This is a genomic window from Streptomyces sp. NBC_00012 (genome assembly GCF_045040875.1).
Lineage (GTDB): Bacteria > Actinomycetota > Actinomycetes > Streptomycetales > Streptomycetaceae > Streptomyces.
The window spans coordinates 792,382-817,245 of sequence record NZ_CP108309.1 but is presented as its reverse complement, the minus strand read 5'-3'; the positions used below and the strand labels follow the sequence as shown (position 1 = coordinate 817,245).

Here is a 24,864-nt window from a genome sequence, read left to right as displayed (position 1 = left end):
ACCCCGGGTTATGGGCAGAACCCGGGGTTGTGAGCGCAAGGGTGCCCGTGTCCTCGGGGCGCCTCTAGCGTCCCGCTCCATGAAAAGCGAATCGAGCCCCGCCATCGAGCTGCGGGGGGCGAGCAAAGCGTTCCGGACTCCGTCGGGGGCGCTCCACACCGCCGTACGGGATCTGGACCTCACGATCGGGCGCGGCGAGTTCGTCGCCGTGGTGGGCCCCACCGGATGCGGCAAGTCGACCACGCTGACCCTGGTCAGCGGACTGGAGGAGCCCACCGAGGGCGAGGTGCTGGTGGCCGGGGAGCCGGTGCGCGGCATCGGGGACAAGGTCGGCTTCGTCTTCCAGCAGGACGCGGTCTTCCCGTGGCGGACCGTGCTGTCCAATGTGATGGCGGGCCCCCGCTTCCGCGGCGTGCCCAAGCCGGAGGCGAAGGAGCGGGCCCGGGAGTGGCTCGCCAGGGTCGGCCTCTCCTCCTTCGAGGACCGCTACCCCCACCAGCTGTCCGGCGGCCAGCGCAAGCGCGTGGCGCTCGCGGCCACCTTCGTCAACGACCCCGAGATCCTGCTTATGGACGAGCCCTTCTCCGCGCTCGACGTGCAGACCCGGGCCCTGATGTCGGACGAGCTGCTGGAGTTGTGGGCCGGTACCGGCGCCTCCGTCGTCTTCGTCACCCATGACCTGGAGGAGTCCATCGCGCTGGCCGACAAGGTCGTGGTCATGACCGCGGGACCGGCCACGGTCAAGGAGGTCTTCGAGATCGACCTGCCCCGCCCCCGCAAGGTCGAGCAGGTGCGGCTGGAGCCCCGGTTCGTCGAGATCTACCGGGAGATCTGGTCCTCGCTCGGCGAAGAGGTCCGCATCACCCGCGAGAGGGGTGCCCTCGATGTCGCCTGACACCATCACCGCGAGTGCCCCCGTGACGAAGACCGAGCGGACCCGGGCCCGTGCCAGGGCCGCCAGGAACCGCAAGTACCTGGTGACGGCGAGCCGGATCGCGGTGCTCCTCGCGGTCGTCGGACTGTGGGAATGGCTGGCCCGTACGGCGGTCATCGACCCGTTCAACTTCTCCATGCCGTCGAAGATCTGGGACCAGATCCGCACCTGGGCCGTCGACGGAACCGCCCAGGGATCCCTCTGGGAACAGATCTGGTACACGCTCTACGAAGCGCTGCTCGGCTGGGTCATCGGTGTGATCGCCGGGGTGCTGCTCGGGATCGCGCTGGGCCGGGTGCGGTTCGCCGCAGATGTCCTCGGCCCGTACATCAAGGTGCTCAACGCGCTGCCCCGGATCGTGCTCGCGCCGATCTTCCTCATCTGGTTCGGTCTCGGCCCCGCCTCGAAGGTGGCCTCCGCGGTCGTCCTCGTGTTCTTCCCCGTCTTCTTCAACGCCTTCCAGGGCGCACGGGAGGTCGACCGCAACCTCGTCGCCAACTCCCGCATCCTGGGCGCCAGTAACCGCCAGGTCACCCTTCAGGTGGTCATCCCCTCCGCCACCTCGTGGATCTTCACCAGCCTGCACGTGAGCTTCGGTTTCGCACTCATCGGCGCGATCGTCGGCGAGTACATCGGCGCCACCAAGGGACTCGGTCTGCTGGTCGCCGCCTCCCAGGGCACGTTCAACGCCGCCGGTGTGTACGCCGCGATGGTGGTCCTCGCGATCGTCGCGCTGCTGGCCGAAGGCCTGCTGACCTTCCTGGAGAAGCGGCTCTTCCGCTGGAAGCCGGCCGACGCCGACACCGCCCGCTGACGCCCCGTCACCACGACTGTCCCCGAATGTTTCTTCACAAGGACGTGAATCAGATGCGTGCATCCACCCGGATCCCGGCCCTCGCCGTCGTCGGCGTACTCGCCCTGACCAGCCTCACCGCCTGTGGCGGCGACTCCACCTCGGCCTCCGGCGACAAGAACGACAAGGTCAAGATCATGGTCGGGGGCCTGGACAAGGTCATCTACCTGCCCGCGATGCTGACCGAGCGGCTCGGCTACTTCAAGGACGAGGGGGTGTCGGTCCAGCTCCTGACCGAGCCCGCCGGCGTCCAGGCCGAGACGGCACTGGTCTCCGGAGACGTCCAGGGCACGGTGGGCTTCTACGACCACACCCTCGACCTCCAGGTGAAGGGCAAGCAGGTCGAGTCGGTCGTCCAGTTCTCCCAGGCCCCCGGCGAGGTCGAGATCGTCTCCAACGAGGCGGCGGGGGAGGTCCGTTCGGCGAAGGACTTCAAGGGCAAGAAGCTCGGTGTCACGGGCATCGGCTCCTCGACCGACTTCCTGACGAAGTACCTCGCCGTGAGCAACGGTGTGAAGACCAGCGAATTCACACCGGTGGCCGTCGGAGCCGGACAGACGTTCATCTCCGCCCTCCAGCAGGGTTCCATCGAGGGCGGCATGACCACCGACCCCACGGTCGCCACCATCCTGGACAAGAAGCTCGGCAAGATCCTCATCGACATGCGGACCCCCGAGGGCTCCAAGCAGGCGCTCGGCGGGCTCTACCCCTCGTCCAGCCTCTACATGCAGACCGAGTGGGTCAACAGCCACAAGAAGACCGTCCAGAAGCTGGCCAACGCCTTCGTCAGGACACTGAAGTGGATGTCCACGCACAGCGCAGACGAGATCGCCGCGAAGATGCCCGCCGACTACGCCCAGGGCGGCGGCAAGGCCCTGTACGCGCAGGCGATCAAGAGCACACTGCCCATGTTCACCAAGGACGGCGTCATGCCCGCGGACGGCCCCGCCACCGTCGAGCGGGTCCTGAAGGCCTTCAATCCGAACCTGAAGAACGCCGAGGTGGACCTCGCCAAGACGTACACGACGGAGTTCGTCGAGAAGGCGAACTGACCGCCGCCGCCCACGACACCCGCACACCCTGGCGGCGCGGCTCCCGGCAACCGGAGCCGCGCCGCCAGGGTGCGCCGGCTAGTGCTTCCAGCTCGGGGGCTGGGCGGGGTCGAGGGTCCGCCAATGCGCGAGGACCTTGGGGTCCTGCGCGTCGAGCCAGTCGGTCAGTTCGCGGAAGGACACACAGCGGACCTCCTTGCGGGGGCAGACCTCCCGCATCGTGTCCTCGGCGGCGTCCATGTAGATCCCGCCGTTCCAGTCCTCGAAGTGGTTCCCGATGAACAGCGGTGCGCGGCTGCCGTGGAAGACTCGGTCGAAGCCCGCGACGTACGCGCTCCGCGCCTCCTTGCGCCACTTCTCGTACTTCGTGGGATCGCCCTCGGTGCTTCCCTTGGACTGGTTGTAGAGGAAGTTGAAGTCCATGGACAGCACCTGGAAGTCCTTGCCGGGGAACGGCAGCATCTGCAGCGGGAGGTCCCAGATGCCGTTCTTCTTGGACGGCCAGATCTGGAAGTCGCCCGGGGAGCTCGCGTCGTAACGCCAGCCGAACGGCTTGGACGCCGGCAGCAGGTTCTTCTGGCCCTCCAGACAGGGTGCCCGCCCGCCGACGACCTCACGGGTGGGGTCGAAGGGGAGCGGGTCGAGGTCCTTGAAGCCGGTGTTCGTCTTCCAGTTCTGCACGAAGGAGTAGAACTGGCCGATCTCGCTGATCCACTCGTCCTTGCTCCAGTCCCCACCGCCCTTCTTCTCGCAGAAGTGGCCGTTGAAATGCGACCCGATCTCGTTGCCCTCCTGCCAGGCGCCGCCGAGCTGCTCCAGTGTCATCCGGATGTGCTCGCGTGTCGGGTACGAGATCGCGGCGGCGCCGGCCTTGTGCTGGGGCGGCCGGTAGAGGTCCCGCTTCTCCTTCGGGAGCAGATAGATGCCGGTGAGGAAGAACGTCATGTGCGCGTTGCTCTCCTTCGCCGCACGGCGGAAGCGGGAGAACATCTGGTCGTCGCCCTCCAGCGCGCCGTCCCACGAGAACACCACGAACTGCGGCGGCCGTTCACCCGGCTTGAGCCGCTCGGCCTTCAACTGGCCCGGCTGCGGGCCGGTGTAGGACGTGGAGCCGTCCCCCAGGATCTTGACCTTTCCGTCCCACTCCTCCTCCTCGGTGCTTCCACCGCCCCCGCGGTGCTCCCGGGCGGTCGGCTTCGGCGCGGCGATGGTGCGCGTGCCCTCCTGTGGGGTGCGGGCGTCCGAGGCATCGTCGGACAGTAGCGGGACGAGGGCCGCGGAGCCCGACACCACGAGACATGCCGCGAGCCCCAGGACGATGCGGGGCGTGAGCCGGGCCCGTATTCGGTGTGCGGTGGACTTCACTCTGTTATCCGTCACTTCGTCGTGGCTTCCGTGTATGTGTTCCAGATCTGTGCCGGGAGCTTCCCGTCGTCCTCGGGGCCACCGGCCAGCCCCTTGAGCGGCAGCGGCGCGAGGCTCTTGGCCAGGTCCATGCGGTAGACGACGACGGCGGTGGACGCGGCCGGGCCGTATCCGACGTACCAGCGCGCGGTGTCGTCCTCGGTGGTTCCGGCCTTGACGGCGACCGGCGCGGCCAGTGCGACCCCTCTCATGTCGGGCCGGGTGAGCGATCTGGTGATCGCGTCGGCGACGTCGGACCGTACGGCGCGCCTGGGCCGCGGCAGGTCGAGCCGGACCGGCTCGCCGTTGCGGGTGACCTTGCGGACCGAGTACGGATCGGTGTGCACGCCGCGGGCCGCGAACGTTCCGTACGCGTCGGCCATCCGGATGGCGCTGGGAGTGGAGCTGCCCATCGCGAACGCCGGGACGGGCGGGCCGAAGCTGGCGGGGAGCAGCCCCGATGCCTCGGCCGTACTGCGGACCAGCTTCAGGCCCGTGTCCATGCCGAGTTGGAGGAAGGGGGAGTTCGCGGACTTCGTCATGGCCTCCTGCAGGCTGATCCGGCCGAAGGACTTGTCGCCGTCGTTGTTGCCCTTGACCATCTTGCCGCTCCGGTCCCAGTAGGGGCCTTCGGGTGTCATGACGGGAATGTCGTCGTCGCCGTCGTACTCGGTCGCCGGTGTGACGGTGGAGCGCGGGCCGTTGCGTTCGTGCGTCACGCCGTGCTGGAGGCCGGCGGCGTAGACGAAGGGGGTGAACGCCGAACCGGCCGGGACGGTACCCGCGTTGGATTCGTTGAACGCCTGCCGCTCGAAGTCCGGTCCGCCGTACACCGCGAGGATCCGCCCGTCCGGTGCGACGGTCGAGGCGCCGAACCGGACGAACCGGTCGGCCTTGCGCTGCTTGGGATCGAGCTTGTCGCGCGCATCGCGGACGGCTCGGGCGAGGGCGCTCATCCGCGGCTTCTCGAACGTCGTGTAGATCTGGTAGCCGCCGAGGTCGAAGCGTGCGTCGGAGATGTGGCCGGCCCGCTTGGCGTACGACTCGGCGAGCTGTACGAGATAACCGTCCTGCCCGCCCGCGCTGTTGGGCCGGTGCGGGGGCTTCGGCTCGGGGAAGGTGGTGTACTTGGCCCGTTCGGCCGGGCTCAGCCTGCCGATCTCCACCATGCGGTCCAGCGTCCACCGCCACCGCTCGACGGCCCGCTCACGGTTGCGGGGGTTGACGGCGGGGTCGTACAACGAGGCCCCCTTGAGCAAGGAGGCGAGGAAGGCGCCCTCGCTGGCGTTGAGCTGGGTGACCTCCTTGCCGTAGTAGGCCTGCGAGGCACGCTGGAGACCGTAGGTGCCACGGCCGAACCAGCTGGTGTTCAGGTACTCCTGAAGGATCTTGTCCTTGCTCAGGCGGCGGTCCAGCTTGACCGCCAGCAGCATCTCGGTGAACTTCCGCGAGAAGGACTGGTCCTGCGACAGATAGACGTTCTTCACGTACTGCTGGGTGATGGTGGACCCACCCTGGGTGTCACCGTCGCTGACGGTGCGCCACAGCGCGCGGGTGATCCCTTGCGTCGATATGCCGTGGTCGGAGTAGAAGTCGGCGTTCTCCGCCGCCAGTACGGCCCATCGGACATGGTCGGGGATCTTCGACAGGGGCATCTCCTGGCGGCTCACCCAGCCGGTCCGGGCCATCGGCGTGCCGTCGGCCCAGTAGTAGACGGTGTCCTGCTGGGTGGCGAAGGCGTTGAGGTCCTCGGGTATGTCCGTACGGGCGTAGGCGATGCCCACCACGGTCGCCAGGGTCGCGGTGAACATCAGGACCGAGCCCAGGACCAGCCGCCAAGAGGGAACCCATCTTCGCCAGCCGCGCCGTCCCGCGCGTGGGTAGTCCGGTCTGCGCAGCCGGCGGGCGATTGGGCGCTTCGTCTGCTTCCGGCGCCCCGTCCCCGGGATCAGCACCGCTCGTGCGGCCAGCGCCGCCCTGCTGAATCTGTTGTGCTGTGTCATTTCGTCCAGCCAGGACAGGCCGGGCCGGCCGCGGACCGCGACCGTGCCCGTGCAGTGGTCATTGAATGTCCGCCGCCACACGTCGGCACATCGACGCCAACAGATCAAAGGCCAAAGCATGACCGAGAGTTCTGTTGCGAAGTCACGTAAAGATAACAGGCCCCCGGGAGAGGTGGTGCCGGGCGGCTCACTCCGTCCTCGCGGCCCGGCCGACGACCGCCCGGTAGTCCGGGCCACCCGGTGCCGAACCGGCCAATTCGATTCTTCTCGCGCGCCGACCCCGCCGGAACATCGGACCGGTACCGCGACTTCACCGGGCCCGGCAGCGGCCGGGGGACGAGAGCGAGGGGAACGTCAAGCGCCGTTCCCGGCCAACGGTGACACGCGGGCGTGAGAGTGTCGTGGTGACACCTGGGGCCACCTGCCTAAGGTCTGAGAGCACGCAACCGGGCCGGCCGGTCGACCCATCGCCATCGTCGAACGACGCATCGCACAGGGAGAAGCAGTGTCGCGTGTCAATCCCGTCCTGGCGCGGGCCCTCAGCACAACGCCCTTACTCCGCCTGGACGTCGCCCACCGGGGTCGGGTGCGGCGTCTGGGCCTGAAACTCGAAGAACACGGCCCCACCGGATCGGTGAAGGACCGCAGCGCCGTAGGACTGTTACGGGCGCTGCACGACGAACGGCCGCTCACCCCGGGCACCGTGGTGGTCGAATCCACCTCGGGCAACCTGGGCCTCGCCCTGGCCAGGCTGCTGCCGACGCTCGGCTGCGACTTCCTCGCCGTGGTCGATCTCAAGACCCCGCACGCCACCCGTCGCGGGCTCGCGGACAGCGGAGCGCGGGTGATCGTCGTCGACGAACCCGACGGCCTGGGCGGCTACCTGCTGAGCCGGTTGCGCCGGGTGCGCGAGCTGTGTGCGGACAACCCCGGATACCGCTGGCCCGACCAGTACGAGAACTGGGCCGCGCCCCACATCCACCGGCACACCACCGGACCCGAACTCACCGCGCAGGCGGGACCGGAGCTCGGCGCGGTGTACATACCGGTCTCCACCGGCGGCACCCTCGCGGGCATCAGCGCCCATCTGCGCGAGCACCGGCCCGACGTCGCCGCGGTCGCCGTGGACGTACGCGGCTCACTGGCCGTTTCGGGCAGCGGCGGACGGCGCCTGGTCCCGGGCATCGGAGCCAGCCGCCCGTCCGTCTTCCTGAGTGCGTCGCACAGCTACCACCGCGCGGTGCACGTCGACGACATCGAGGCGATCGCCGTCTGCCGGATCATCGCCGAGGACATCGGGCTCGCACTCGGCGGCTCCAGCGGTTGCGCCGTGCGCGCGATGCTGACCGATCAGGACGAGGCCGGGACGGACGGCCGGCTCGCGGTCTGCCTGGCCGCGGACGGCGGCGCCAAATACCGGGACACCCTCTACTGCGACAACTGGGCGACCGAACAGGGTGTCGCCAAAGAGATCACCTCCGCCGTGGAACGACTGCGCAGCGAAGGACTCTTCTTCGACCGAAAGCACCAGGAGCACTGAACATGGGCACCAGCACCACCCTTGACCGGCAGCGGACCCGCCCCGGCCACCGGCAGTACCTGCCGCTGGTGCAGGGCGCCACGCTGATCGAATGGACCGGCACGGGCCTCTTCCTCGCCGTCTCGACCATCTACTTCGTCAAGGTCGCCCATCTCAGTACCTCGTCCGTCGGCACCGGTCTGACCATCGGCGGGGTCGTCGCCATCGCCGCCGCCGTGCCCATCGCCCGGCTGGCCGGGCGCTTCGGGCCGAAGCCGGTGCTGATCGGTGTGATGCTGCTGCGCGCACTGGCCACCGTCGGCTACCTCTGGGTGGACGGTTGGTGGAGCTTTCTGCTCGTGGTCGCCGTCATCGCCGTCACCGAGCAGTCCTCACCCCCACTGGTCCAGTCGTACGTCGGTGCGCGCGCCCCGGAGAACCTGCGCGCGAAGGTCATGGCCGTGCAGCGCACCGTCGTCAACCTCGGTATCAGCCTTGGTGGGCTGATCGCCGGAGTCGCCCTGGGCTCCGGCACGCCGGGAGCCTTCAGGCCGCTGCTGGTCGGTGGCGCGGTCGCCTACGTGGCGGTGGCCGCCGTGTACGCCACCGCGCGGCGGGAGGAGGAGACGGCGACGGCGGTCGCGAGCGCCCGGGTGGCGGATCTGCTCAAGGACCGCCGACTACTCGGCTTCACCGCGTACAACGCACTGGTGTCGCTCTGGATGCCGGTGCTCAATGTGGCCTTCCCGCTGTGGCTGGTCACCGAGACGGATGTACCGGAGCGCTATGTGGGCATCCTGTACGCCGTCAACACCGTGCTGTGCATCGCCCTCCAGTACCCCCTCAACCGCTGCTACAGCACCACGCGCCGGGCCTGGCTCTCGTACGCGGGTGCGGCCCTGCTCCTCAGCTGCGGCGCCCTGGCCTTCGCCGCCGCGCCCGGTTTCGGGGCGCGGGAGGCACTGCTGGTGCTCGGCTCGGCCGTCGTCCTCCTGACGTTCGCCGAGCTGCTGCAGGTCGGCGCCTCGTGGACGCTCTCCTTCGACCTGGCACCGGAAGGAGCGCGCAGCGCCTACCTGGTGCTGTTCAACACCAGCCGCACGGTGGCCAACCGGGTCGCGGGCCCGGTACTGATGACCGGCGTCGTCCTTGCCCTCGGCACGGCCGGCTGGATCGCACTTGCCGGTGTACTGCTGCTGGGTGCGCTCGTCCCCTTCGTGATGCTCCGCGCGGCACACGCCCCCGGCGGCTGAACCCGCTCCCGCGTCGTCCCCACCGCAACCGACCCCTCTCGCCAAGGAGCCCCGCCCGTCATGGACTTCGAGCAATACCCCGACAGCCACTTCAGCTATCTGACCCGCGCGGACGTCATCGAGGCCGCCCGCGACGTGGACATCGTGGCGACGGTGGCCGAGGCGCTCAGGCTGCACTCCGCCGGTCGGTCCGAGCTTCCCGAGGAGGCCTACCTGGGCTGGACCACCCCGCAAGGCGACTCGGCCAGGCTGCTGGCCATGCCCGGCGCACTCGTCCAGGAGGGGCGGCCGCCGGTCATCGGCATGAAGACCATCAACGCCTCGATCGGCAACCCAGGGCGCGGAATACCCCGCTCCCAGGGCTTCACCCTGCTCCTCGACCCGGAGACCGCCCGCCCCCTCGCCCTGATGGAGGCCGCCTACATCAGCGCGATGCGCACCGCGGCGGTGACTGCTCTCGCAGTGCGCCATCTGGCGGTGGCGGAACCGCGCGGGCTCGCACTCCTCGGCTGCGGCGCCCTCGCCCAGGCGCACATCGCGCTGCTGCTGCTGCGTACCGTGCCCACCCTGCGCCGCATCGCGCTGTACGACGTGGCGTCCGACCGCGCGAAGTCCGTCGCCCACCACATCGCCTCGCTGCCGGGTGCGGCGGACATCGAGACAGTGGTCGCCGACGGACCGCGCGAGGCGGTGCGGGGCGCCGAACTCGTCGTGCCCGTCACCACGGTGACCCAGGGGTACATCGAGCCCGACTGGCTGCTGCCCGGCGCGCTCGTCTGCCATGTCTCGCTGGACGACCTCACCGAAGCGGCCGTGCTCTCGGCCGACGCGGTGATCGTCGACGACTGGAGCCTGGTCCGTGACGACCCGCGACGGCTGCTCGGCCGGATGCACCGGGCGGGCACCCTGCTCGGCCCCGAGGGCACCCCGCGGGAAGGCGTGACCGCCCGGCCCGGGGCCCGCCGCGTCGACGGCACGCTCGGCGATGTGCTCGCCGGGCGGCACCCGGGCCGCCGCGACCAGGACGAGATCGTGATCAGCAACCCGTTCGGGATGTCGATCCTCGACGTCGCCGTGGCCGACCGCATCCACGCCCGCGCCGAAGCCGCCGGTCTCGGCGCCCGGCTCACGCTCTGAGGGGGATACGCATGACGATCGATCAGAACATCCAGGAGATCAACCGGACCATGTGGTCGTACGGCGAGTACCGGCACGTCGCCGATCTGCTGCGGCCGGGCGCCGTCGAGCTGGTCGACCGGCTGGCCCCCGCGCCGGACACCGCCCATCTCGATGTCGCCACCGGCAACGGCAACGTCGCGCTGCTGTCCGCCCTGCGCGGCTGCGTCGTCACCGGGCTGGACCTGACCGACGAGTTCTTCCCCGACGCACGCGAACGGTTCGCCCGGGCCGGCGTCCAGGTGGAGCTGCGACGGGGCGATGCCCAGGAACTCCCCTTCACCGACGCATCGTTCGACCTGGTGACCTCCACCTACGGGATCCAGTTCGCGCCCGACCACGCCGCGTCGAGCGGGGAGATGGCCCGGGTACTGCGGCCCGGCGGCCGCATCGGCATGTGCAACTGGACGGCGCGCAGCTGGACCGCGCACTTCCAGGAGATCCTCTCCGCCTACTTCCCCTCGCCCAACGGCCATCAGGGACAGCCCATGCTGTGGGGATCGCCGGACTACCTCGCCGAACTCCTCGGCCCCGGCTTCACGGTCGTTTCCGAACGCCGGGAACTCTTCTACCCGTTCGACGCGGCCGAGGACCTGGTCTCCTTCTTCGAGAACTGCTTCGGCCCCTGCATCGCGGCGAGGAACACCATTTCGCCGCCCTCGCGATGGAAGGAACTGCGAGCGGAAATGGTCGAGATGACCGAGGGATTCCACACCACGGACGAGCGCGGCACGGGCGTACCGGTCGAGTACCTGCTGGTCATCGCCGAGAAGCAGGCGGGCCGGTGACCGGCCTGCCCGAGCACTACCCCCGCCTTCCGCTGGCCGACGGGGCGCGGGAGCGCGCCGTCGCCGCGGCACTCAGCCGCCACGAACCGTACGAGCTGGGGGAAGGGGTCCATGCCTACGTCGAGCGGTTCGCGGCCGCACACCCCCACCGGACCGCCGTCGAAGACGGCGAAGAGTCCCTCGGATACGGCCGGTTGGCCGACCTGATGCGCCGCATCGCCGCGCAGCTGGCGGCCGCCGGGATCTCGCGGGGGCAGATCGTCGCGGTCGGCGGGCGGCGCGGCGCCGACGTCGTCACAGCCTTCCTCGCCCTGGAGCTGCTGGGCGCCGTCTACCTGCCGGTCGATGCGAGCTGGCCCGCCGCACGCGTCGAATCCCTGCTCACCGACAGCGGCGCGGCACTGATGCTGGCCACCGGCGCGCCGACGGACACCGGGGAACTGGTCAAGGGCGCCCGCGCGGCCGGCGTACCCACCACGACACCGGAACCGGCCGATGCTTCGTACTCCCGGACCCTGTCGCCCGACCCCGACGAGGTGCGCTACGTCCTCTACACCTCGGGGTCGACCGGCCGGCCCAAGGCCGCGATCGTCGAGCACCGCGGAATGCTCAACCACCTCTGGGCCAAGATCGACGATCTGGGGCTGACCGCGGACGACCGGCTGGCCCAGACCGCACCGCTGAGCTTCGACATCTCCGTATGGCAGATGCTCGCCCCGCTGCTCGTCGGCGGCCGGGTCCAGATCTTCGCCGACGAGCAGGCACAGGACGGAGCCCTGCTGCTGGAGGCGTTGCGCGGACGCGGAACCACGGTGCTGGAGACCGTACCCACACTGATCCGCTTCCTGCTCGACGCCCAGGAGAGCGCGGGAATCCGGCCCGGCGCGCTGCGCTGGATGATCGCCACCGGCGAGGAACTGCCACCCGCGCTGGCCCGACGGTGGCACGACACCTTGCCCGGCATCCGGCTGCTCAACGCGTACGGTCCCACCGAGTGTTCGGACGACGTCACCCATGCCGAACTCGGTCCTCCGGCCGCCGGAGTACGCCATCTGCCGATCGGCTCGCCCATCGGGAATGCCGAACTGTACGTACTGCGCGAGGAGAACGGGCAGTGGCATGCCTGTGCGCACGGGGAGACGGGGGAGCTGTTCGTCGGGGGACTCGTCGTGGGCCGTGGCTACCTCGGTGACCCGGAGCGCACCGCTCTCGCCTTCTTCACCGACCCGTTCGGCACCGGTGGCGGACGCCTCTACCGCACCGGGGACGCCGTACGCGCACTGCCGGACGGCCAACTGGAGTACCTGGGCCGGGTGGACCGGCAGGTGAAGCTCGGCGGCGTACGCATGGAGCTCGCCGAGATCGAGGCGGTGCTGGGCGACCACCCCCGGATCACCGCCTGCGCCGTCACCGTCCATACCCCCGACGACACCGGAGCCCTGGTCGCCCGGGAGAGCTCACACACTCCGGTGGCGGCGCAGCCACCCCGGCTCGTCGCGTATGTCGCCGCCTCCGGTGACGAGCCGACGGAGGAATCACTGCGCGCGCATCTGAGCGAGCGGCTCCCCGCTCCCATGGTGCCGCACACCTTTGTCGTCGTGCCCCGGCTCCCGCTCACCCGCAACGGCAAGACGGACTACCAGGCCCTGCCGGCACCACCGCGCCGCCGCCGCCCCGACACGCGCCCGTACGCCCCGCCGCGCGGCGCGGCGGAAACCGCGATCGCGGACGCCGTCGCCGGGCTCCTCGGCACCGGACGGGTCGGCAGGAACGACAGGTTCCTGGAGCTGGGCGGCGATTCGCTGCTGGCCATGCGGCTGGTCGCCGCCCTTCGCGGGACGGGATCGGCCGCCGGCCTGCGTGACGTGCTGCGCGACGGCAGCCCAGCCGCGCTCGCCGCGCTCGGCCAGGAACGGAGGGCCGCGCCCGGTGCCCGCACGGAGGCGGTGCGGGACGACACGCCGCGCACCCGGCCGCTCACCCCGCAGCAGGCCGGCGTCTACTTCCACTGGCGGCTCGACCCGCTCAGCCCCTACTACAGCTACCAGGGCTCCCTGGAACTCGACGGACCCCTCGACGTGGCAAGGCTGGCCCGGGCCTGGCAGCTGCTGCTCGCCGAGAATCCACTGCTCCTCGCCCGATTCGCGGAGAACGACGGGACCGACGGGGCGGACGGGCAGGAATCGGCGCAGCAAGTGGGGCACGAGGTGGTGCACGAGGTGGTGCACCACTACCCGCACTGGGAAGTGCCGCTGCCCGGCAGCGCCCGGGACGTCACCGCGGACGCATTTCGCGCGACGGCCGCCGAGGAGGCGGCCAGGCCCTTCGACCTGCTCACCGAACCGGCCCTGCGGACCCGTCTGTTCCGGTTGCCCGACGGGCAGCACCGGCTCCTGGTCACCATGCACGAACTGCTCCTCGACGGCTGGGGAGCGACCGTGCTGTTCCAGCGCCTGGCCGAACTCTACGAACAGCGGCCCGCCGGGCCCGACCCCGAACGCGCCACCCGCTACGACCGCTATCTCGACCACCTCACCGAGCGGCTGGCCACCGAGGAGGTGGCCGCGGCGGGGGAGTACTGGCTGCGGCGGCTCGCGGGCGGGCTTCCGGTCCTCCAGATCGCGCAGAAGCAGCGGCCCGCCGCACCCACCTATCGGGGCGAGATCACCGAGGCGGTCCTCGACGAGCGGCTGTCCCGGCGGCTGCGCGACACCGCGCTGGCCGCGTCCGCCACCGTGTTCGTACCGCTGCTGGCCGCCTACGCACTGGCCCTGAGCTACTACAGCGACGCCGACGACGTGATCATCGGCGCTCCGATGGCGGGGCGGGAGCGTCCGGAGACCGCCGATGTGCCCGCTTTCGTGCTCGCCATGCTGCCATTGCGCCTGGACATCGACCCGGCCGCCACCCTCGCGGAGTTCACCGCACAGGTGAGGGAGACGGTGTACGACGCCTACGCCGCGGCCGAGCACCCCTTCGGCTGGACGCTGCGGCGGCTTCCGGCCGCCTCACGGAGCTCATCGGCGACCCCGGTCTTCCAGACCATGCTCAACATGCTTCCCTACCCGGCGCGCGCCACCACCGCGTCGGACGTCCGGTTCCGCTTCGTCGAACTGGACACCGGCTACACCAAGTACGACTGCGCCCTGTACGTCCAGCCGCACGGCCCCGGCCGACTGCTCCTCCAGTACGCCTACCAGCGGGAGCTGCTCGACGCGCCGGCCGCCCGCAACGTACTGGAATCCACCCTGATCGCGCTCCGGGCCCTCACCGACCCGGAGCGTGCCGAGCACACCACCGTTCGCTCCCTCGATCTGCTGCCCGGAGACGATCACCGATGACCACGCCGACCCTGCTGGAACGCTTCGCCGAGCAGGTGGCGGCCCACCCCCGGGCCGTCGCCCTGCGCCACACCGGCACCAGCGTCACCTACCGCGAACTCGACGAATGGAGCGGCCGGCTGGCCGCCCGGCTCACCGCCAAGGGCACCGGTCCGGGCTCGCTGGTGGCGCTCGCCGCCCAGCGCGGCCCCGCCGCCGTCGCGGGCGTCCTCGCCGTACTGAAGACCGGCGCCGCCTACCTCGGGCTGGACCCCGCGATACCCGTGCGACGGCAGCGCCGGATGGTGGAGGAGACCGGGCCGCACTGCGTGCTGGCCGAGCCCGGACTCGACCAGTTCCCCACCCTGGACGCCCCCCGAGTCACACTGGCACCCCTGGCCGACGGCCCGCTGCACCAGGCCCCCGAGCAGGAGCCCGACGAGGACGCGCTGTTCCACATCGTCTACACCTCGGGGACCACCGGAAACCCCAAGGGCGTACGCATCAGCCACCGTTCGGTCCGTGGCCGGCTGGAGTGGATGTGGCAGGACCACCCGTTCCCCGAGAACGCGGTGCTCGCCGTCCAGAAGTCCCTGGCACTGGTCGCCTCGCCCTGGGAACTGCTGGGCGGACTGCTCAAGGGCATCCCGTCCGTCGTGCTCGCCACCGATGAGCTCCTCGATCCGGTGCTCTTCGCCGCCGCCGTCGAGCAGGAACGGATCACCCATCTCTTCCTGACCCCGCAGCTGATCGCCGGACTGCTCCAGGAGTGCGCCGGACGCCCCGACGGGCACCGCCCGGTGCTGGTCACCAGCGGCGCCGACACCCTGCCCGTGGAAACCGTCCTGCGCTTCCGCGAGGTCTGGCCCGACACCACCCTGCTCAACCTGTACGGCATGACGGAGACCGCCTCCAACGTCGCCGCCTACGACACCGTCCGGCTGCCCGCCGACGCCGAACGCGTCCCAGTAGGCAGCCCCGTGGCGGGCGCCTCGCTCTCGGTCCGTGACCGGCTCGGCCGACGCCTCCCGGCCGGTGTGACCGGCGAGGTGTGGGTCTCCGGACCACCACTCGCCCTCGGCTATGTCGGCGGCGACGGCGAGGACCGCTTCACCACCGATGACGCCGGAGTCCCGCACTACCGCACCGGCGACCGTGGCCGCCAACTCCCCGACTCCGTGCTGGAGATCACCGGACGCGCCGACAATCAGATCAAGGTGCGCGGCTACCGCGTCGAGCTGGAGGAGATCGAGGCCACCCTGCGCAAGGCACCGGACGTCACCGACGCGGGGGCCTACGCGGAGACCGAGGACGGCGAAACACGCATCGTCGCCTGTGTCACCGCCGACGAGGAGACCGGTGCCGCCGCACTGCGCGCGTATCTGCGCGACCGGCTGCCCGACTACATGCTGCCCGCCCGCATCCAGCAGGTCCCGCGGCTCCCGCTGAGCACCAACGGCAAGCTGGACCGCACCGCCCTGGGCACACTCGTGGCAGGCATCGGTCAGGAACGGGTGGCCGGATTCACCCCGTCCGACGCCACCGAGACCGCCGTCGCCGCGCTCTGGCAGGAACTGCTCGGCGCACCGCCCGCATCGGCGGACCAGAACTTCTTCGACGCCGGAGGCCACTCCCTGCTCGCCGTCCGGCTCGCCAACCGGCTGGCGGCGACGGCGGGCCGCCGCGTGCCGCTGCGCCGCGTCCTCGGCGCACCCACCGTCACCGCGATCGCCGCCCTGTGCCGCGAGATCCAGCAGGAGGAGCAGAAATGAACGACCCATGGCTGACCGTGCCGGGCGAGCAGCAGCAGGGCGCCGGCACAGGTACCCTCGCCGTCTGCTTCGCACCCACCGGCGCCCACGGCTCGACGTTCGCGAGCTGGCGGGGCCTGACTCCCGAGGACACCACCCTCGCGTTCGTCGCACCGCCGGGCCGCGGGACCCGCGTCGACGAGGAGCCCGTCACCGACATGGCCGCCTACGCCGACGCGGTGGCGGCCGGGACACGCGAACTACTGGGCGGGCGACGGCTGGTACTGATCGGAGTCAGCCTCGGCGCCCTGCTGGCGTACGAGACCTGCCGCCGGCTGCTCGACGCCGGGGTGCCCGTCACGCGGCTGTGCGCCGTTGCCGGACAGTGCCCCGGCGACTTCCACGGCCGCGGCGAGGACGTGACCGTCGAGGACGCCCGTGCCTTCGTCGCCGGAACCGGACTGACCGACCCGGAGCTGCTTGCGGACCCCGAGTTCGAGGAGGTGCTGCTGCCTCCCGTCATCGCCGATCTGCGGCTGGCCGCCCGGTACGACGGCCGGCGGGGAACCGTTCCGCAGGTCGAGTTGCGTGCGGTGTGGGCCACCGACGACCCGCACGTGCCCGAGGTCACCGTGCGCCGTTGGGCCGAGTGGACCCGGGGCGAATGCACCCTGAAGTCCGTCGGGGGCGGTCACTACGCCCACCAGGAGAATCCTGCCGCGGTCATCTCCGCCTGCCTCGACGGACTTCCCGGAACCCGGCCGTCACGGCGTTCCGTGCTCGGTGCCGGCGCGACGGCCGTCGCGTCCACGGTGCTGGGCCTCGGCGCGGTGGCATCGGCGTCACCTGCGGCGCGGGCCGACGCGCCGACGGGGACGGGCGGAGCCTCCTTCGACGGCGATCCCACCGACCCCGTGGCCCTGGCCGTCGCCATGATCCGCCAGAACACCAGCAACCCCGGCGACGGCGCGGTCACCCTGCCGTTCGCCCGGATGCTCCAGGGCATCTTCCGGGATGCCGGAGTCGGAACCGAGATCGTGCCCACTCCGAAAGACGGCAACGTCCACTTCTTCGCCCGCGTACCCGGCAGCGGACCGATCACGAAGAAGCCCCTGATCCTGCTCGGCCACTCCGACGTGGTACCCGCAATCGGCGACAGGTGGGAGACGGACCCCTTCGCCGCGGAGATCAAGGACGGCAAACTGTACGGTCGCGGCTCGCTGGACATGAAGGGCGTCAACGCCGCCTTCGTCGCCGCTCTGCTGCGCCATGTCCGCGAGGGAGCGGCCTTCGACCGTGACATCGTCCTCTGGTCCGACTGCGACGAGGAACAGGGCCCCTACGGCGTGCGCTGGTTCCTCACGGAACACCCGGGCAAGGTGGCGGCGGGCGCGGTCATCACCGAGGGCGGCTGGGTACTCAACCAGCGCGACGGCACCACGCCCATGATCGCCTCGCTCACCTGCAACGACAAGCGCTCCCTGCTGCTGCGTCTGGAGACCGCGTCGTACGCCACCCACACCTCCAAGCCGTTCAGCGGACAGGCGGTGATCCGGCTGGGCGAGGTGCTCGACCAACTCGGTGGGTGGCGTGCCCACATCCGCCCGAACGCGCTGTCCCGGCAGTACTTCGCCGAACTGGCCGAGGCCACCACCGACCGGCCGTTCGCCGAGGCGCTCCGGGAGATGCTGGCAGCCCGCACGGACCAGCGGCGGGACCGGGCGGGGGAAGCGGTGGTGCGGCTCAGCGAGACCCCGGAGCTGCACAACGCGATGCTGCGGACCACGCTCGCCTTCACCTCCGCCCAGTCCGGCTACTACCCGAGCATCGTGCCGGGCACCGCGACCGCGGAGTTCCGGGCGGCCTTCCTGCCGGGGGCCGATGACCCCGGACGCATCGTCGCCGAGCTCCGCTCGCTGATCGGTAACCGGGCGACTCTGAGTGTGGTCGGAAACCCCGGCGAGAGCGAGCGGCAGGCCCTGGACCGATTGCGCGGCTATCTGGCCACACCCGACTCCGACTACGACACGGACGTCTTCCGCGCCTGGCAGAGCGCTGTACGCCGGACCCACCCCGGAGTACGGGCTACCGCCTGCCAGTTCGAGGCGGTCACCAGCGCGGTGCCGTTCCGGGAACAGAACGTACCCGTGTACGGCATGTACCCGTTCACCGTGAACCGGGACATGCTCAAGCGCATGCACGGCACGGACGAACACATCGGCGTCGAAGCACTGCGACAGGGCACCGAGACCGTCTACCAACTCCTGGCCGGACTGCGGACGCGGGCCTGAGCCCCTGGCGCACTGTGCGGGCACGCCCGGCCGGGCACGCCCGCACAGTGCGTCGGACCGTCATCCCACGCTGACCCAGTCGAGGGTGCGCTCCACCGCCCGTTTCCAGTTCGCGTAACCCTCCGACCGCTGCTGCTCGCTCCACTCGGGCTCCCAGCGCTTCGACTCCTGCCAGTGCTCGCGCAACTCGTCCTGGTCCCGCCAGAATCCGGTGGCGAGGCCGGCCGCGTAGGCGGCGCCGAGCGCTGTCGTCTCGGCGACGACCGGGCGGCTGACGGGGACGCCGAGCACATCGGCCTGGATCTGCATGCACAGGTCGTTGGCCGTGACCCCGCCGTCCACCTTGAGCACGTCGAGATGGACACCGGAGTCCTGCTCCATCGCCTCCACCACGTCCCGGCTCTGGTAGCAGATCGCCTCCAGCGTGGCCCTCGCCAGATGGCCGTTGGTGTTGTACCTGGCCAGACCGACGATGGCACCCCGGGCGTCGGAGCGCCAGTACGGGGCGAAGAGCCCCGAGAAGGCCGGCACGAAATACATCCCGCCGTTGTCCGCGACGGACCGGGCCAGCCGCTCGCTCTCCGCCGCATCGGTGATGATCTTCATCTGGTCCCGCAGCCACTGCACCGCCGACCCGGTGACCGCGATCGACCCCTCCAGGGCGTAGACCGCCGGACTCTCCCCGAACCGGTAGGCGACCGTGGTGAGCAGACCGTGCTGCGACCGGATGGCCTTCGTACCGGTGTTGAGCAGCAGGAAGTTGCCGGTGCCGTACGTGTTCTTCGCCTCGCCCGGCTCGAAGCACACCTGCCCCACCGTGGCCGCCTGCTGGTCGCCGAGCACCCCGGTGATCGGGACCGCGGCCCGCAGCGGACGCGAGGTGCGCGTGCGGCCGTACGCCTCCGGGTCGGAGGACGGATTGATGACGGGGAGCATCGCCCGGGGGATGCCGAAGATGTCCAGCAGTTCGTCGTCCCAGTCCAGCGTCTCCAGGTTCATCAGCATCGTGCGGCTGGCATTGGTCACATCGGTGGCATGGGTGCCGCTGTCGGGGCCGCCGGTGAGATTCCACTACACCCAGCAGTCCGTGTTCCCGAACACCGCGTGCCCCCGCTCCGCGGCCTCGCGGACCCCATCGACATTCTCGAGAATCCACTTGATCTTCCCGCCGGAGAAGTAAGTGGCCGGGGGAAGACCCGACTTTCGCCGGATGACCTCGCCGTGCCCCTCGTTCTCCAGGGCCTTGGCGATCGAGTCGGTACGGGTGTCCTGCCACACGATGGCGTTGCAGTACGGACGACCGGTGCGGGGATCCCAGACGACGGTCGTCTCGCGCTGGTTGGTGATTCCGATGGCGTCGAGATCCGTGCCGTTGAGACCGGCGGTGCGCAGGGCGTTCTGTATCACCGAGTTGGTGCGCTCCCAGATCTCCACCGGGTCGTGCTCCACCCAGCCGGGACGGGGCAGGATCTGTTCGTGCTCCAGCTGGTGCCTGGCCACTTCGTTCCCACCGTGATCGAAGATCATGAAGCGGCTGCTGGTGGTGCCTTGGTCCACTGCGCCGATGAAGTCCGCCATGGCATGCTGCCTCTCCTGAGTCCGGGCCCCGTGATGTGACCGGGCGTCAAGTCTCCGGCGGTACGGGGATGGTCCCCTCCGGCTCCTCCTCCACCGAGGGGAGGTAGCGGCTGATGAAGACCTTGTAGACGAACGCCCCCAGCGGGCCGCCGACCAGCGGGCCCACGATCGGCACCCAGAAGTAGAAGTTCCCGTACTGATCCCGCCATGCCCCGCCGTAACCGGTGAGGAAACTCGCGAGCCGCGGACCGAGGTCACGGGCCGGGTTGATGGCGTATCCGGCGTTGGTGCCGAACGCCATGCCGATGGCCACCACGATGAGGCCCACGATGAACGGGCCGAGATTGGAGCCCGGCGGGGTGTTGAGGAGATCGGTGACCGCGAAGATCAGCAGCACGAGGATCGCGGTGCCGATGACCTGGTCCCGGAACGCTCCCCATTCGTGCACCGGGAGAGCGGGGTTTCCGTTGGCGGGCAGAGTGGAGAACACGAACTGTGTCTTGATGGTGTGCCCGGGGTCCGCCTTCGCCAGCGCTTCCGTATAGTTCCACCGCACCAGCAGCGCCGCGACGAACGCCCCCGCTACCTGGGCGAGCGAGTACGGCGCCACCTTCTTCCAGGGGAAGTCCTTGAACGCGGCGAGGGAGACGGTCACGGCGGGGTTGAGATGGGCCCCGCTGAGCCGGCCCGCCACATAGACACCGAGAGTGACGCCGAGCCCCCAGGCCCAGGCGATGCTGTCGTGATTGCCGAGGCCGCCCGGCGGATCGGTGAGCGCACCGCCCGCGACGACCTGGGCCACCACACCACAGCCGACGAGGATGAGAATCATCGTGCCGAGGAACTCCGCGGAGAGTTCCCCGGCGAGTCCCGACCGCTTGAGCCGCTCCATGGGGTCTCGCTTCCTGTCGATGCACGGCCTTTGCGGCATAGATCCACATCTGAGCGTAGACGGGGGCAGTTGGATCCGCACTCGGTGGCGCACGCACCTTTCCCGCCCCCTGACAGGGCGGGAAAGGTGCCCGGCTTCAGTCCACGTCGACCTGGTCGAAGAGCTCCAGCATCGCCCCGAGCACCCGTACGCAGGCCGACACATCGGCATCGGTCAGACCCCCGTCCACCTGGCGCAGCAGCGACTGCTCACGGGTCAGGGCCGCGGTGATCGCCGCCCTGCCGCTCTCGGTCAGCCGGACCAGCGACGACCGTTGGTGTGCGGGGTTGGGAGTGATCTCGACCAGCCGCGCGGCCGCGGCGTCGTTGACCATGCGCTGCACGAACTGCCGGCTCAGCGCCTGCGCCCGGCCCATCTGGGGGACCGTCATGGGTCCGTTCTCGCGCAGCAGATCCAGTACGGCGCGTACGCCGACGGACAGGCCCTCGATCGGCGCGGCCTGTTCCACCTCGCGCTGCACACGCCGGTAGAGCGGGCCGACCAGGGCGAAGACCTCCGTGAGCCGGTGGGCCAGTTCGTCGGGCGCCAGGGGTGGGTCGATATCGGTCATCCGGCAATAATGACACCTGGGTTGCCAATATGACGAGTGGATGACACCTTGGTTGTCATGAGTGCTGCTTCCGAGCTGAAATTCTTCGAGTCCGAGGACGGCCGCCTCGTCCACCGGGACACCGGCGAGGGTCCGCTGCTGGTGCTGTTGCACGGCGGCTTCCTGGATCACGGGATGTGGGACGACCAGGTGCCGGAGCTCGCGCGCCACCACCGCGTGATCGTGCCGGACGCCCGCGGGCACGGCGGATCGGCCAACGCGACCAGGCCCTTCCGGCACACCGACGACCTGGCCGCCCTGCTGCGCCACCTCGATGCCGGGCCCGCGGTTCTGGCCGGAGTGTCGATGGGTGCGGCCACCGCGGTCGACACCGCGCTGGAACACCCGGATCTGGTGCGTGCGCTGGTCGTCAGCGGGGCGGGGACGAGTGAGCCCGAATTCGACGACCCCTGGACCCTGGGGGTGCTTGCCGCTCAGGCCCGGGCCCTGGGCGCGGGCGACATCGAGGGCTGGATCGATGCCTTCATGCTCCCGGCGGCGGGTCCGCACCGCGCGCTCGGCGACGTCGACCGCACCGTGGTGGAGCGGGTGCGGGGGATGGCGGCCCGGACGCTGTCCAAGCACAGCGCCGGCGAGCCCGACCTGAGGGTGCCCGTTTCCGGCACCTGGGCGCGGGTGGCGGGGATCGGGGTCCCGGTCCTGGCGGTCAACGGCGGAATCGACGCGGCGGATCACCTCGCCATGGCCCGGCGCCTGGTGCGGACGGTCGCCGACGGGCGGGAGGTGATCGTCGAGGGTGCCGCCCACTACCCCAACATGGAGAAGCCGGACGTGTTCGGCCGGATCCTCGAAGACTTCCTGGCGGGCGCGGCCGCATCCTGAGGGCTGTCCCGCAATCCCTTGCGGGCGTGCGACGGCAGACCCCGGGGCGGAACCGTGCTCAGCGGTCGGCGGCGGCCATCCCGTCGTCGGTCATGGCCCCGGCGCTGCCCCGGACCGGGGCGTCGTGCAGCCCGAGGCGCAGGTGCTCGACGTGGAAAAGGGCCTGGTCGAGGAGTTCGGCCACGTGGTTGTCGTACAGCGCGTAGATCACCGAGCGGCCCCGGCGCTCGCCCGTGACCAGGCCGAGATTGCGCAGCAGTCGCAACTGGTGCGAGCAGGCGGACTGCTCCATGCCGACCGCGTCCGCGAGCTCCGTGGCGGGGCAGGGGCCCTCCTGGAGGCGGGCCAGGATGCGGAGCCGCGACGGGGTGGCGAGTGCCTGGAGGGTGGCCGCCACATCGGTGGCCCCCACTGCGTCGAGGCGCTCGCGCGCGGTGGCAGCGGTCTTCGCGTCAACTCCGTGGCCCATGGCCTCATCCTACGGAGATGTACACATGAATGAGTGTTCATGTGATCCTGTATGGTGCGGAGGTCGAACCACTCCGCCCTCTCGCGTGAAGGATCACGCTCATGTCTTCCACCCTCACCCGCCCGGCCGCGCCCGCCGGCCCGGCCCGAACGGGAGGCCCCGGGCGGCGCACCCGGATCCTGACCCTCCCGGAGGCCCGCTGGGCCGCGGTCGCACTGCTGCTGTTCCTGGCCGCGCTGCCCATGCAACTGCTCGGTGCCCCGTGGTGGACCTGGAGCCCGCTGTACGCGCTGACGTACCTCACGGGCGGCTGGGAACCGGGCTGGGAAGGGCTGAAGGCGCTCAGGGAGAAGACGCTGGACGTCGACCTGCTGATGGTCGTCGCGGCTCTCGGTGCGGCGGCGATCGGGCAGGTGCTGGACGGCGCCCTGCTGATCGTCATCTTCGCCACCTCGGGCGCCCTGGAGGCGTTCGCCACCGCTCGGACGGCGGACTCGGTCCGTGGTCTGCTCGACCTGGCACCCGCCACAGCCACCCGCCTCGGCGCCGCGGGCACCGAAGAGACCGTGCCCACCGAGGAGTTGACGGTCGGGGACGTGATTCTGGTACGTCCCGGCGAACGTGTCGGGGCCGACGGCCGGGTCCTCGACGGGGCGAGCGAGGTGGACCAGGCCACCATCACGGGCGAGCCGCTGCCGGCGGCCAAGGAGCCCGGCGACGAGGTCTTCGCGGGAACCCTGAACGGCACGGGGGCGCTGCGGGTGGCCGTGGAGCGCGACCCGTCCGATTCGGTGATCGCCCGGATCGTCGCCATGGTCGAGGAGGCGTCAGGGACGAAGGCGCCCACGCAGTTGTTCATCGAGAAGGTCGAACAGCGGTACTCGATCGGCATGGTGGCCGCCACCGTCGCCCTGTTCGCGGTACCCCTGGCCTTCGGCGCGGCACTGCAGCCGACGCTGCTCCGGGCGATGACCTTCATGATCGTGGCATCGCCGTGCGCCGTGGTGCTGGCCACGATGCCGCCGCTGCTTTCCGCGATCGCCAACGCCGGGCGGCACGGGGTGCTCATCAAGTCCGCGGTGGTGATGGAACGTCTCGGTCAGATCGACGCCGTCGCACTCGACAAGACCGGCACCCTGACCGAAGGCACCCCACGCGTCACCGACATCCGTCCGCTAGCGTCCTCGGGCCTGACCGAGGACACCCTTCTCGCCCTGGCGGCGGCGGCCGAGCATCCCAGCGAGCACCCCCTCGCACGCGCCGTCACCGACGCCGCCCGGACCCGCGGGCTCGTCCTGCCCCCGGTGGCGGACTTCACCTCCGCCCCGGGCACCGGCGTCACCGCCGCCGTGGACGGCCGTACGGTCGCAGTGGGCAGCCCGGCCCGCCTGCTGGACGTCCGTACCGGTGCCTCCGGTCCGGCCGCCGAACTCGCCGCACGACTGGAGAAGGGCGGCCGCACCGCCGCGCTCGTCGTACTCGACGGCACGCCCGTGGGCGTCCTGGGCATCGCCGACCGGCTGCGCACCGACGCCCGGTCCACCGTCGCCCGCCTCACCGAACTCACCGGCGGAACGCCGGTACTGGTCACCGGGGACAACCCGCGCGCCGCCGCCCGCCTGGCTGCCGAGGCCGGGATCGACGACGTACGGGCCGGTCTGCTGCCGCAGGAGAAGGCGCACGTGGTCAGGGAGATGGAGAGCGTCGGGCGGAAGGTGCTCGTGGTCGGGGACGGCGTGAACGACGCCCCGGCACTGGCCGCGGCCCACACGGGCATCGCCATGGGCAGGGCCGGCTCCGACCTCGCTCTGGAGACCGCCGACGCCGTCGTCGTCCGCGATGAACTCGCCACCATTCCCACCGCCGTGGCGCTCTCGCGGCGGTGCCGCCGCCTCGTCGTGCAGAACCTGGTGATCGCGGCCGTCTTCATCACCGGTCTCGTCATCTGGGACCTGGCCGGCACGCTGCCGCTCCCACTGGGCGTCGCCGGGCACGAAGGATCCACCGTCATCGTGGGCCTCAACGGCCTGCGCCTGCTCCGCGACGCCGCCTGGACACGCGCCGACCGCCACCGTTGAACCGGGGCCGG

General features: G+C 70.5%; 17 protein-coding genes and 1 pseudogene. 12 read left to right on the top strand and 6 right to left on the bottom strand.

Translation table 11 applies throughout. The features are described from left to right. Positions 1 to 79: 79 nt before the first annotated feature. The 3 genes from OHA19_RS03935 to OHA19_RS03925 are packed head-to-tail and all read left to right on the top strand — an operon-like array spanning position 80 to position 2,839. The gene (locus OHA19_RS03935) at positions 80 to 895 is read left to right on the top strand and encodes an ABC transporter ATP-binding protein (protein ID WP_405719917.1); all 816 of its coding nucleotides are present in this window, start codon (positions 80 to 82) and stop codon (positions 893 to 895) included. Continuing rightward, a complete protein-coding gene (locus OHA19_RS03930; protein WP_405749406.1) occupies positions 885 to 1,748 on the top strand; it encodes an ABC transporter permease in 864 nt (287 codons plus the stop codon). Before OHA19_RS03935 ends, OHA19_RS03930 begins: the two co-directional genes overlap by 11 nt. Before the next feature lie 53 nt (positions 1,749 to 1,801). Beyond that, positions 1,802 to 2,839: an ABC transporter substrate-binding protein gene (locus OHA19_RS03925; RefSeq protein WP_405719921.1), complete on the top strand. Its 1,038-nt coding sequence runs from the start codon at positions 1,802 to 1,804 to the stop codon at positions 2,837 to 2,839. Positions 2,840 to 2,917: 78 nt separating this feature from the next. Here OHA19_RS03925 and OHA19_RS03920 read toward each other — a convergent pair whose 3' ends face one another. Together OHA19_RS03920 and OHA19_RS03915 are read right to left on the bottom strand one after the other, a co-directional pair. Beyond that, positions 2,918 to 4,204, bottom strand: a complete 1,287-nt coding sequence (locus tag OHA19_RS03920; protein ID WP_405749404.1) for a hypothetical protein — start codon at positions 4,202 to 4,204, stop codon at positions 2,918 to 2,920. An 11-nt stretch (positions 4,205 to 4,215) separates the two neighbouring features. Continuing rightward, positions 4,216 to 6,246 carry a transglycosylase domain-containing protein gene (locus OHA19_RS03915; protein WP_405749402.1) on the bottom strand — a complete coding sequence of 677 codons (2,031 nt, stop codon included), beginning with the start codon at positions 6,244 to 6,246 and terminating at the stop codon, positions 4,216 to 4,218. A 505-nt stretch (positions 6,247 to 6,751) separates the two neighbouring features. Here OHA19_RS03915 and OHA19_RS03910 point away from each other — a divergent pair. Genes OHA19_RS03910 through OHA19_RS03880 form a run of 7 tightly spaced genes read left to right on the top strand, consistent with a single transcriptional unit; the run spans position 6,752 to position 18,344 of the window. After that, positions 6,752 to 7,786, top strand: a complete 1,035-nt coding sequence (locus tag OHA19_RS03910; protein WP_405719927.1) for a pyridoxal-phosphate dependent enzyme — start codon at positions 6,752 to 6,754, stop codon at positions 7,784 to 7,786. A gap of 2 nt (positions 7,787 to 7,788) precedes the next feature. Further along, positions 7,789 to 9,018, top strand: a complete 1,230-nt coding sequence (locus tag OHA19_RS03905) for an MFS transporter (RefSeq protein WP_405719929.1) — start codon at positions 7,789 to 7,791, stop codon at positions 9,016 to 9,018. A 60-nt stretch (positions 9,019 to 9,078) separates the two neighbouring features. Beyond that, on the top strand, positions 9,079 to 10,155 hold the full coding sequence (locus OHA19_RS03900; RefSeq protein ID WP_405749400.1) for an ornithine cyclodeaminase family protein: 1,077 nt from the start codon (positions 9,079 to 9,081) through the stop codon (positions 10,153 to 10,155). Between the two features lie 11 nt (positions 10,156 to 10,166). After that, on the top strand, positions 10,167 to 10,982 hold the full coding sequence (locus tag OHA19_RS03895) for a class I SAM-dependent methyltransferase (protein WP_405719933.1): 816 nt from the start codon (positions 10,167 to 10,169) through the stop codon (positions 10,980 to 10,982). Next, positions 10,979 to 14,323, top strand: a complete 3,345-nt coding sequence (locus OHA19_RS03890) for an amino acid adenylation domain-containing protein (protein WP_405749398.1) — start codon at positions 10,979 to 10,981, stop codon at positions 14,321 to 14,323. The genes OHA19_RS03895 and OHA19_RS03890 overlap by 4 nt, the downstream gene beginning before the upstream one ends. After that, a complete protein-coding gene (locus OHA19_RS03885) occupies positions 14,320 to 16,074 on the top strand; it encodes a non-ribosomal peptide synthetase (protein WP_405719937.1) in 1,755 nt (584 codons plus the stop codon). The genes OHA19_RS03890 and OHA19_RS03885 overlap by 4 nt, the downstream gene beginning before the upstream one ends. Beyond that, entirely contained in the window at positions 16,071 to 18,344 is a 2,274-nt protein-coding gene (locus OHA19_RS03880) for a M20/M25/M40 family metallo-hydrolase (protein ID WP_405719939.1), read from the top strand. The genes OHA19_RS03885 and OHA19_RS03880 overlap by 4 nt, the downstream gene beginning before the upstream one ends. Positions 18,345 to 18,404: 60 nt before the next feature. Here the strand turns inward: OHA19_RS03880 and glpK are convergent. The 3 genes and pseudogenes from glpK to OHA19_RS03865 form a co-directional block, all read right to left on the bottom strand. Continuing rightward, a pseudogene (gene glpK, locus OHA19_RS03875) lies at positions 18,405 to 19,922 on the bottom strand (glycerol kinase GlpK). A 46-nt stretch (positions 19,923 to 19,968) separates the two neighbouring features. Next, on the bottom strand, positions 19,969 to 20,814 hold the full coding sequence (locus OHA19_RS03870) for an MIP/aquaporin family protein (RefSeq protein ID WP_405719941.1): 846 nt from the start codon (positions 20,812 to 20,814) through the stop codon (positions 19,969 to 19,971). A 136-nt stretch (positions 20,815 to 20,950) separates the two neighbouring features. Continuing rightward, on the bottom strand, positions 20,951 to 21,424 hold the full coding sequence (locus OHA19_RS03865; protein WP_405749396.1) for a MarR family winged helix-turn-helix transcriptional regulator: 474 nt from the start codon (positions 21,422 to 21,424) through the stop codon (positions 20,951 to 20,953). Positions 21,425 to 21,481: 57 nt separating this feature from the next. Between OHA19_RS03865 and OHA19_RS03860 the strand changes: the two genes are divergently transcribed. Continuing rightward, a complete protein-coding gene (locus OHA19_RS03860; RefSeq protein WP_405719945.1) occupies positions 21,482 to 22,306 on the top strand; it encodes an alpha/beta fold hydrolase in 825 nt (274 codons plus the stop codon). 58 nt (positions 22,307 to 22,364) lie between these two features. On the opposite strand, the gene OHA19_RS03855 is transcribed toward OHA19_RS03860, so the two are convergent. Further along, positions 22,365 to 22,775 (bottom strand): ArsR/SmtB family transcription factor, encoded by a 411-nt coding sequence (locus tag OHA19_RS03855; protein ID WP_405719947.1) that lies wholly within the window; start codon positions 22,773 to 22,775, stop codon positions 22,365 to 22,367. 101 nt (positions 22,776 to 22,876) lie between these two features. Between OHA19_RS03855 and OHA19_RS03850 the strand changes: the two genes are divergently transcribed. Continuing rightward, positions 22,877 to 24,853 (top strand): heavy metal translocating P-type ATPase, encoded by a 1,977-nt coding sequence (locus tag OHA19_RS03850; protein ID WP_405749394.1) that lies wholly within the window; start codon positions 22,877 to 22,879, stop codon positions 24,851 to 24,853. Positions 24,854 to 24,864: the final 11 nt, after the last annotated feature.

Excerpts from the sequence above, each read along its gene's own strand:
- OHA19_RS03935 (WP_405719917.1), top strand. The coding sequence starts at position 80 with ATGAAAAGCGAATCGAGCCCCGCCATCGAGCTGCGGGGGGCGAGCAAA.
- OHA19_RS03885 (WP_405719937.1), top strand. The coding sequence starts at position 14,320 with ATGACCACGCCGACCCTGCTGGAACGCTTCGCCGAGCAGGTGGCGGCC.
- OHA19_RS03930 (WP_405749406.1), top strand. The coding sequence starts at position 885 with ATGTCGCCTGACACCATCACCGCGAGTGCCCCCGTGACGAAGACCGAG.
- OHA19_RS03905 (WP_405719929.1), top strand. The coding sequence starts at position 7,789 with ATGGGCACCAGCACCACCCTTGACCGGCAGCGGACCCGCCCCGGCCAC.
- OHA19_RS03855 (WP_405719947.1), bottom strand. The coding sequence starts at position 22,775 with ATGGGCCACGGAGTTGACGCGAAGACCGCTGCCACCGCGCGCGAGCGC.
- OHA19_RS03925 (WP_405719921.1), top strand. The coding sequence starts at position 1,802 with ATGCGTGCATCCACCCGGATCCCGGCCCTCGCCGTCGTCGGCGTACTC.
- OHA19_RS03900 (WP_405749400.1), top strand. The coding sequence starts at position 9,079 with ATGGACTTCGAGCAATACCCCGACAGCCACTTCAGCTATCTGACCCGC.
- OHA19_RS03870 (WP_405719941.1), bottom strand. The coding sequence starts at position 20,814 with ATGGAGCGGCTCAAGCGGTCGGGACTCGCCGGGGAACTCTCCGCGGAG.
- OHA19_RS03850 (WP_405749394.1), top strand. The coding sequence starts at position 22,877 with ATGTCTTCCACCCTCACCCGCCCGGCCGCGCCCGCCGGCCCGGCCCGA.
- OHA19_RS03895 (WP_405719933.1), top strand. The coding sequence starts at position 10,167 with ATGACGATCGATCAGAACATCCAGGAGATCAACCGGACCATGTGGTCG.
- OHA19_RS03915 (WP_405749402.1), bottom strand. The coding sequence starts at position 6,246 with ATGACACAGCACAACAGATTCAGCAGGGCGGCGCTGGCCGCACGAGCG.
- OHA19_RS03860 (WP_405719945.1), top strand. The coding sequence starts at position 21,482 with ATGAGTGCTGCTTCCGAGCTGAAATTCTTCGAGTCCGAGGACGGCCGC.
- OHA19_RS03865 (WP_405749396.1), bottom strand. The coding sequence starts at position 21,424 with ATGACCGATATCGACCCACCCCTGGCGCCCGACGAACTGGCCCACCGG.
- OHA19_RS03880 (WP_405719939.1), top strand. The coding sequence starts at position 16,071 with ATGAACGACCCATGGCTGACCGTGCCGGGCGAGCAGCAGCAGGGCGCC.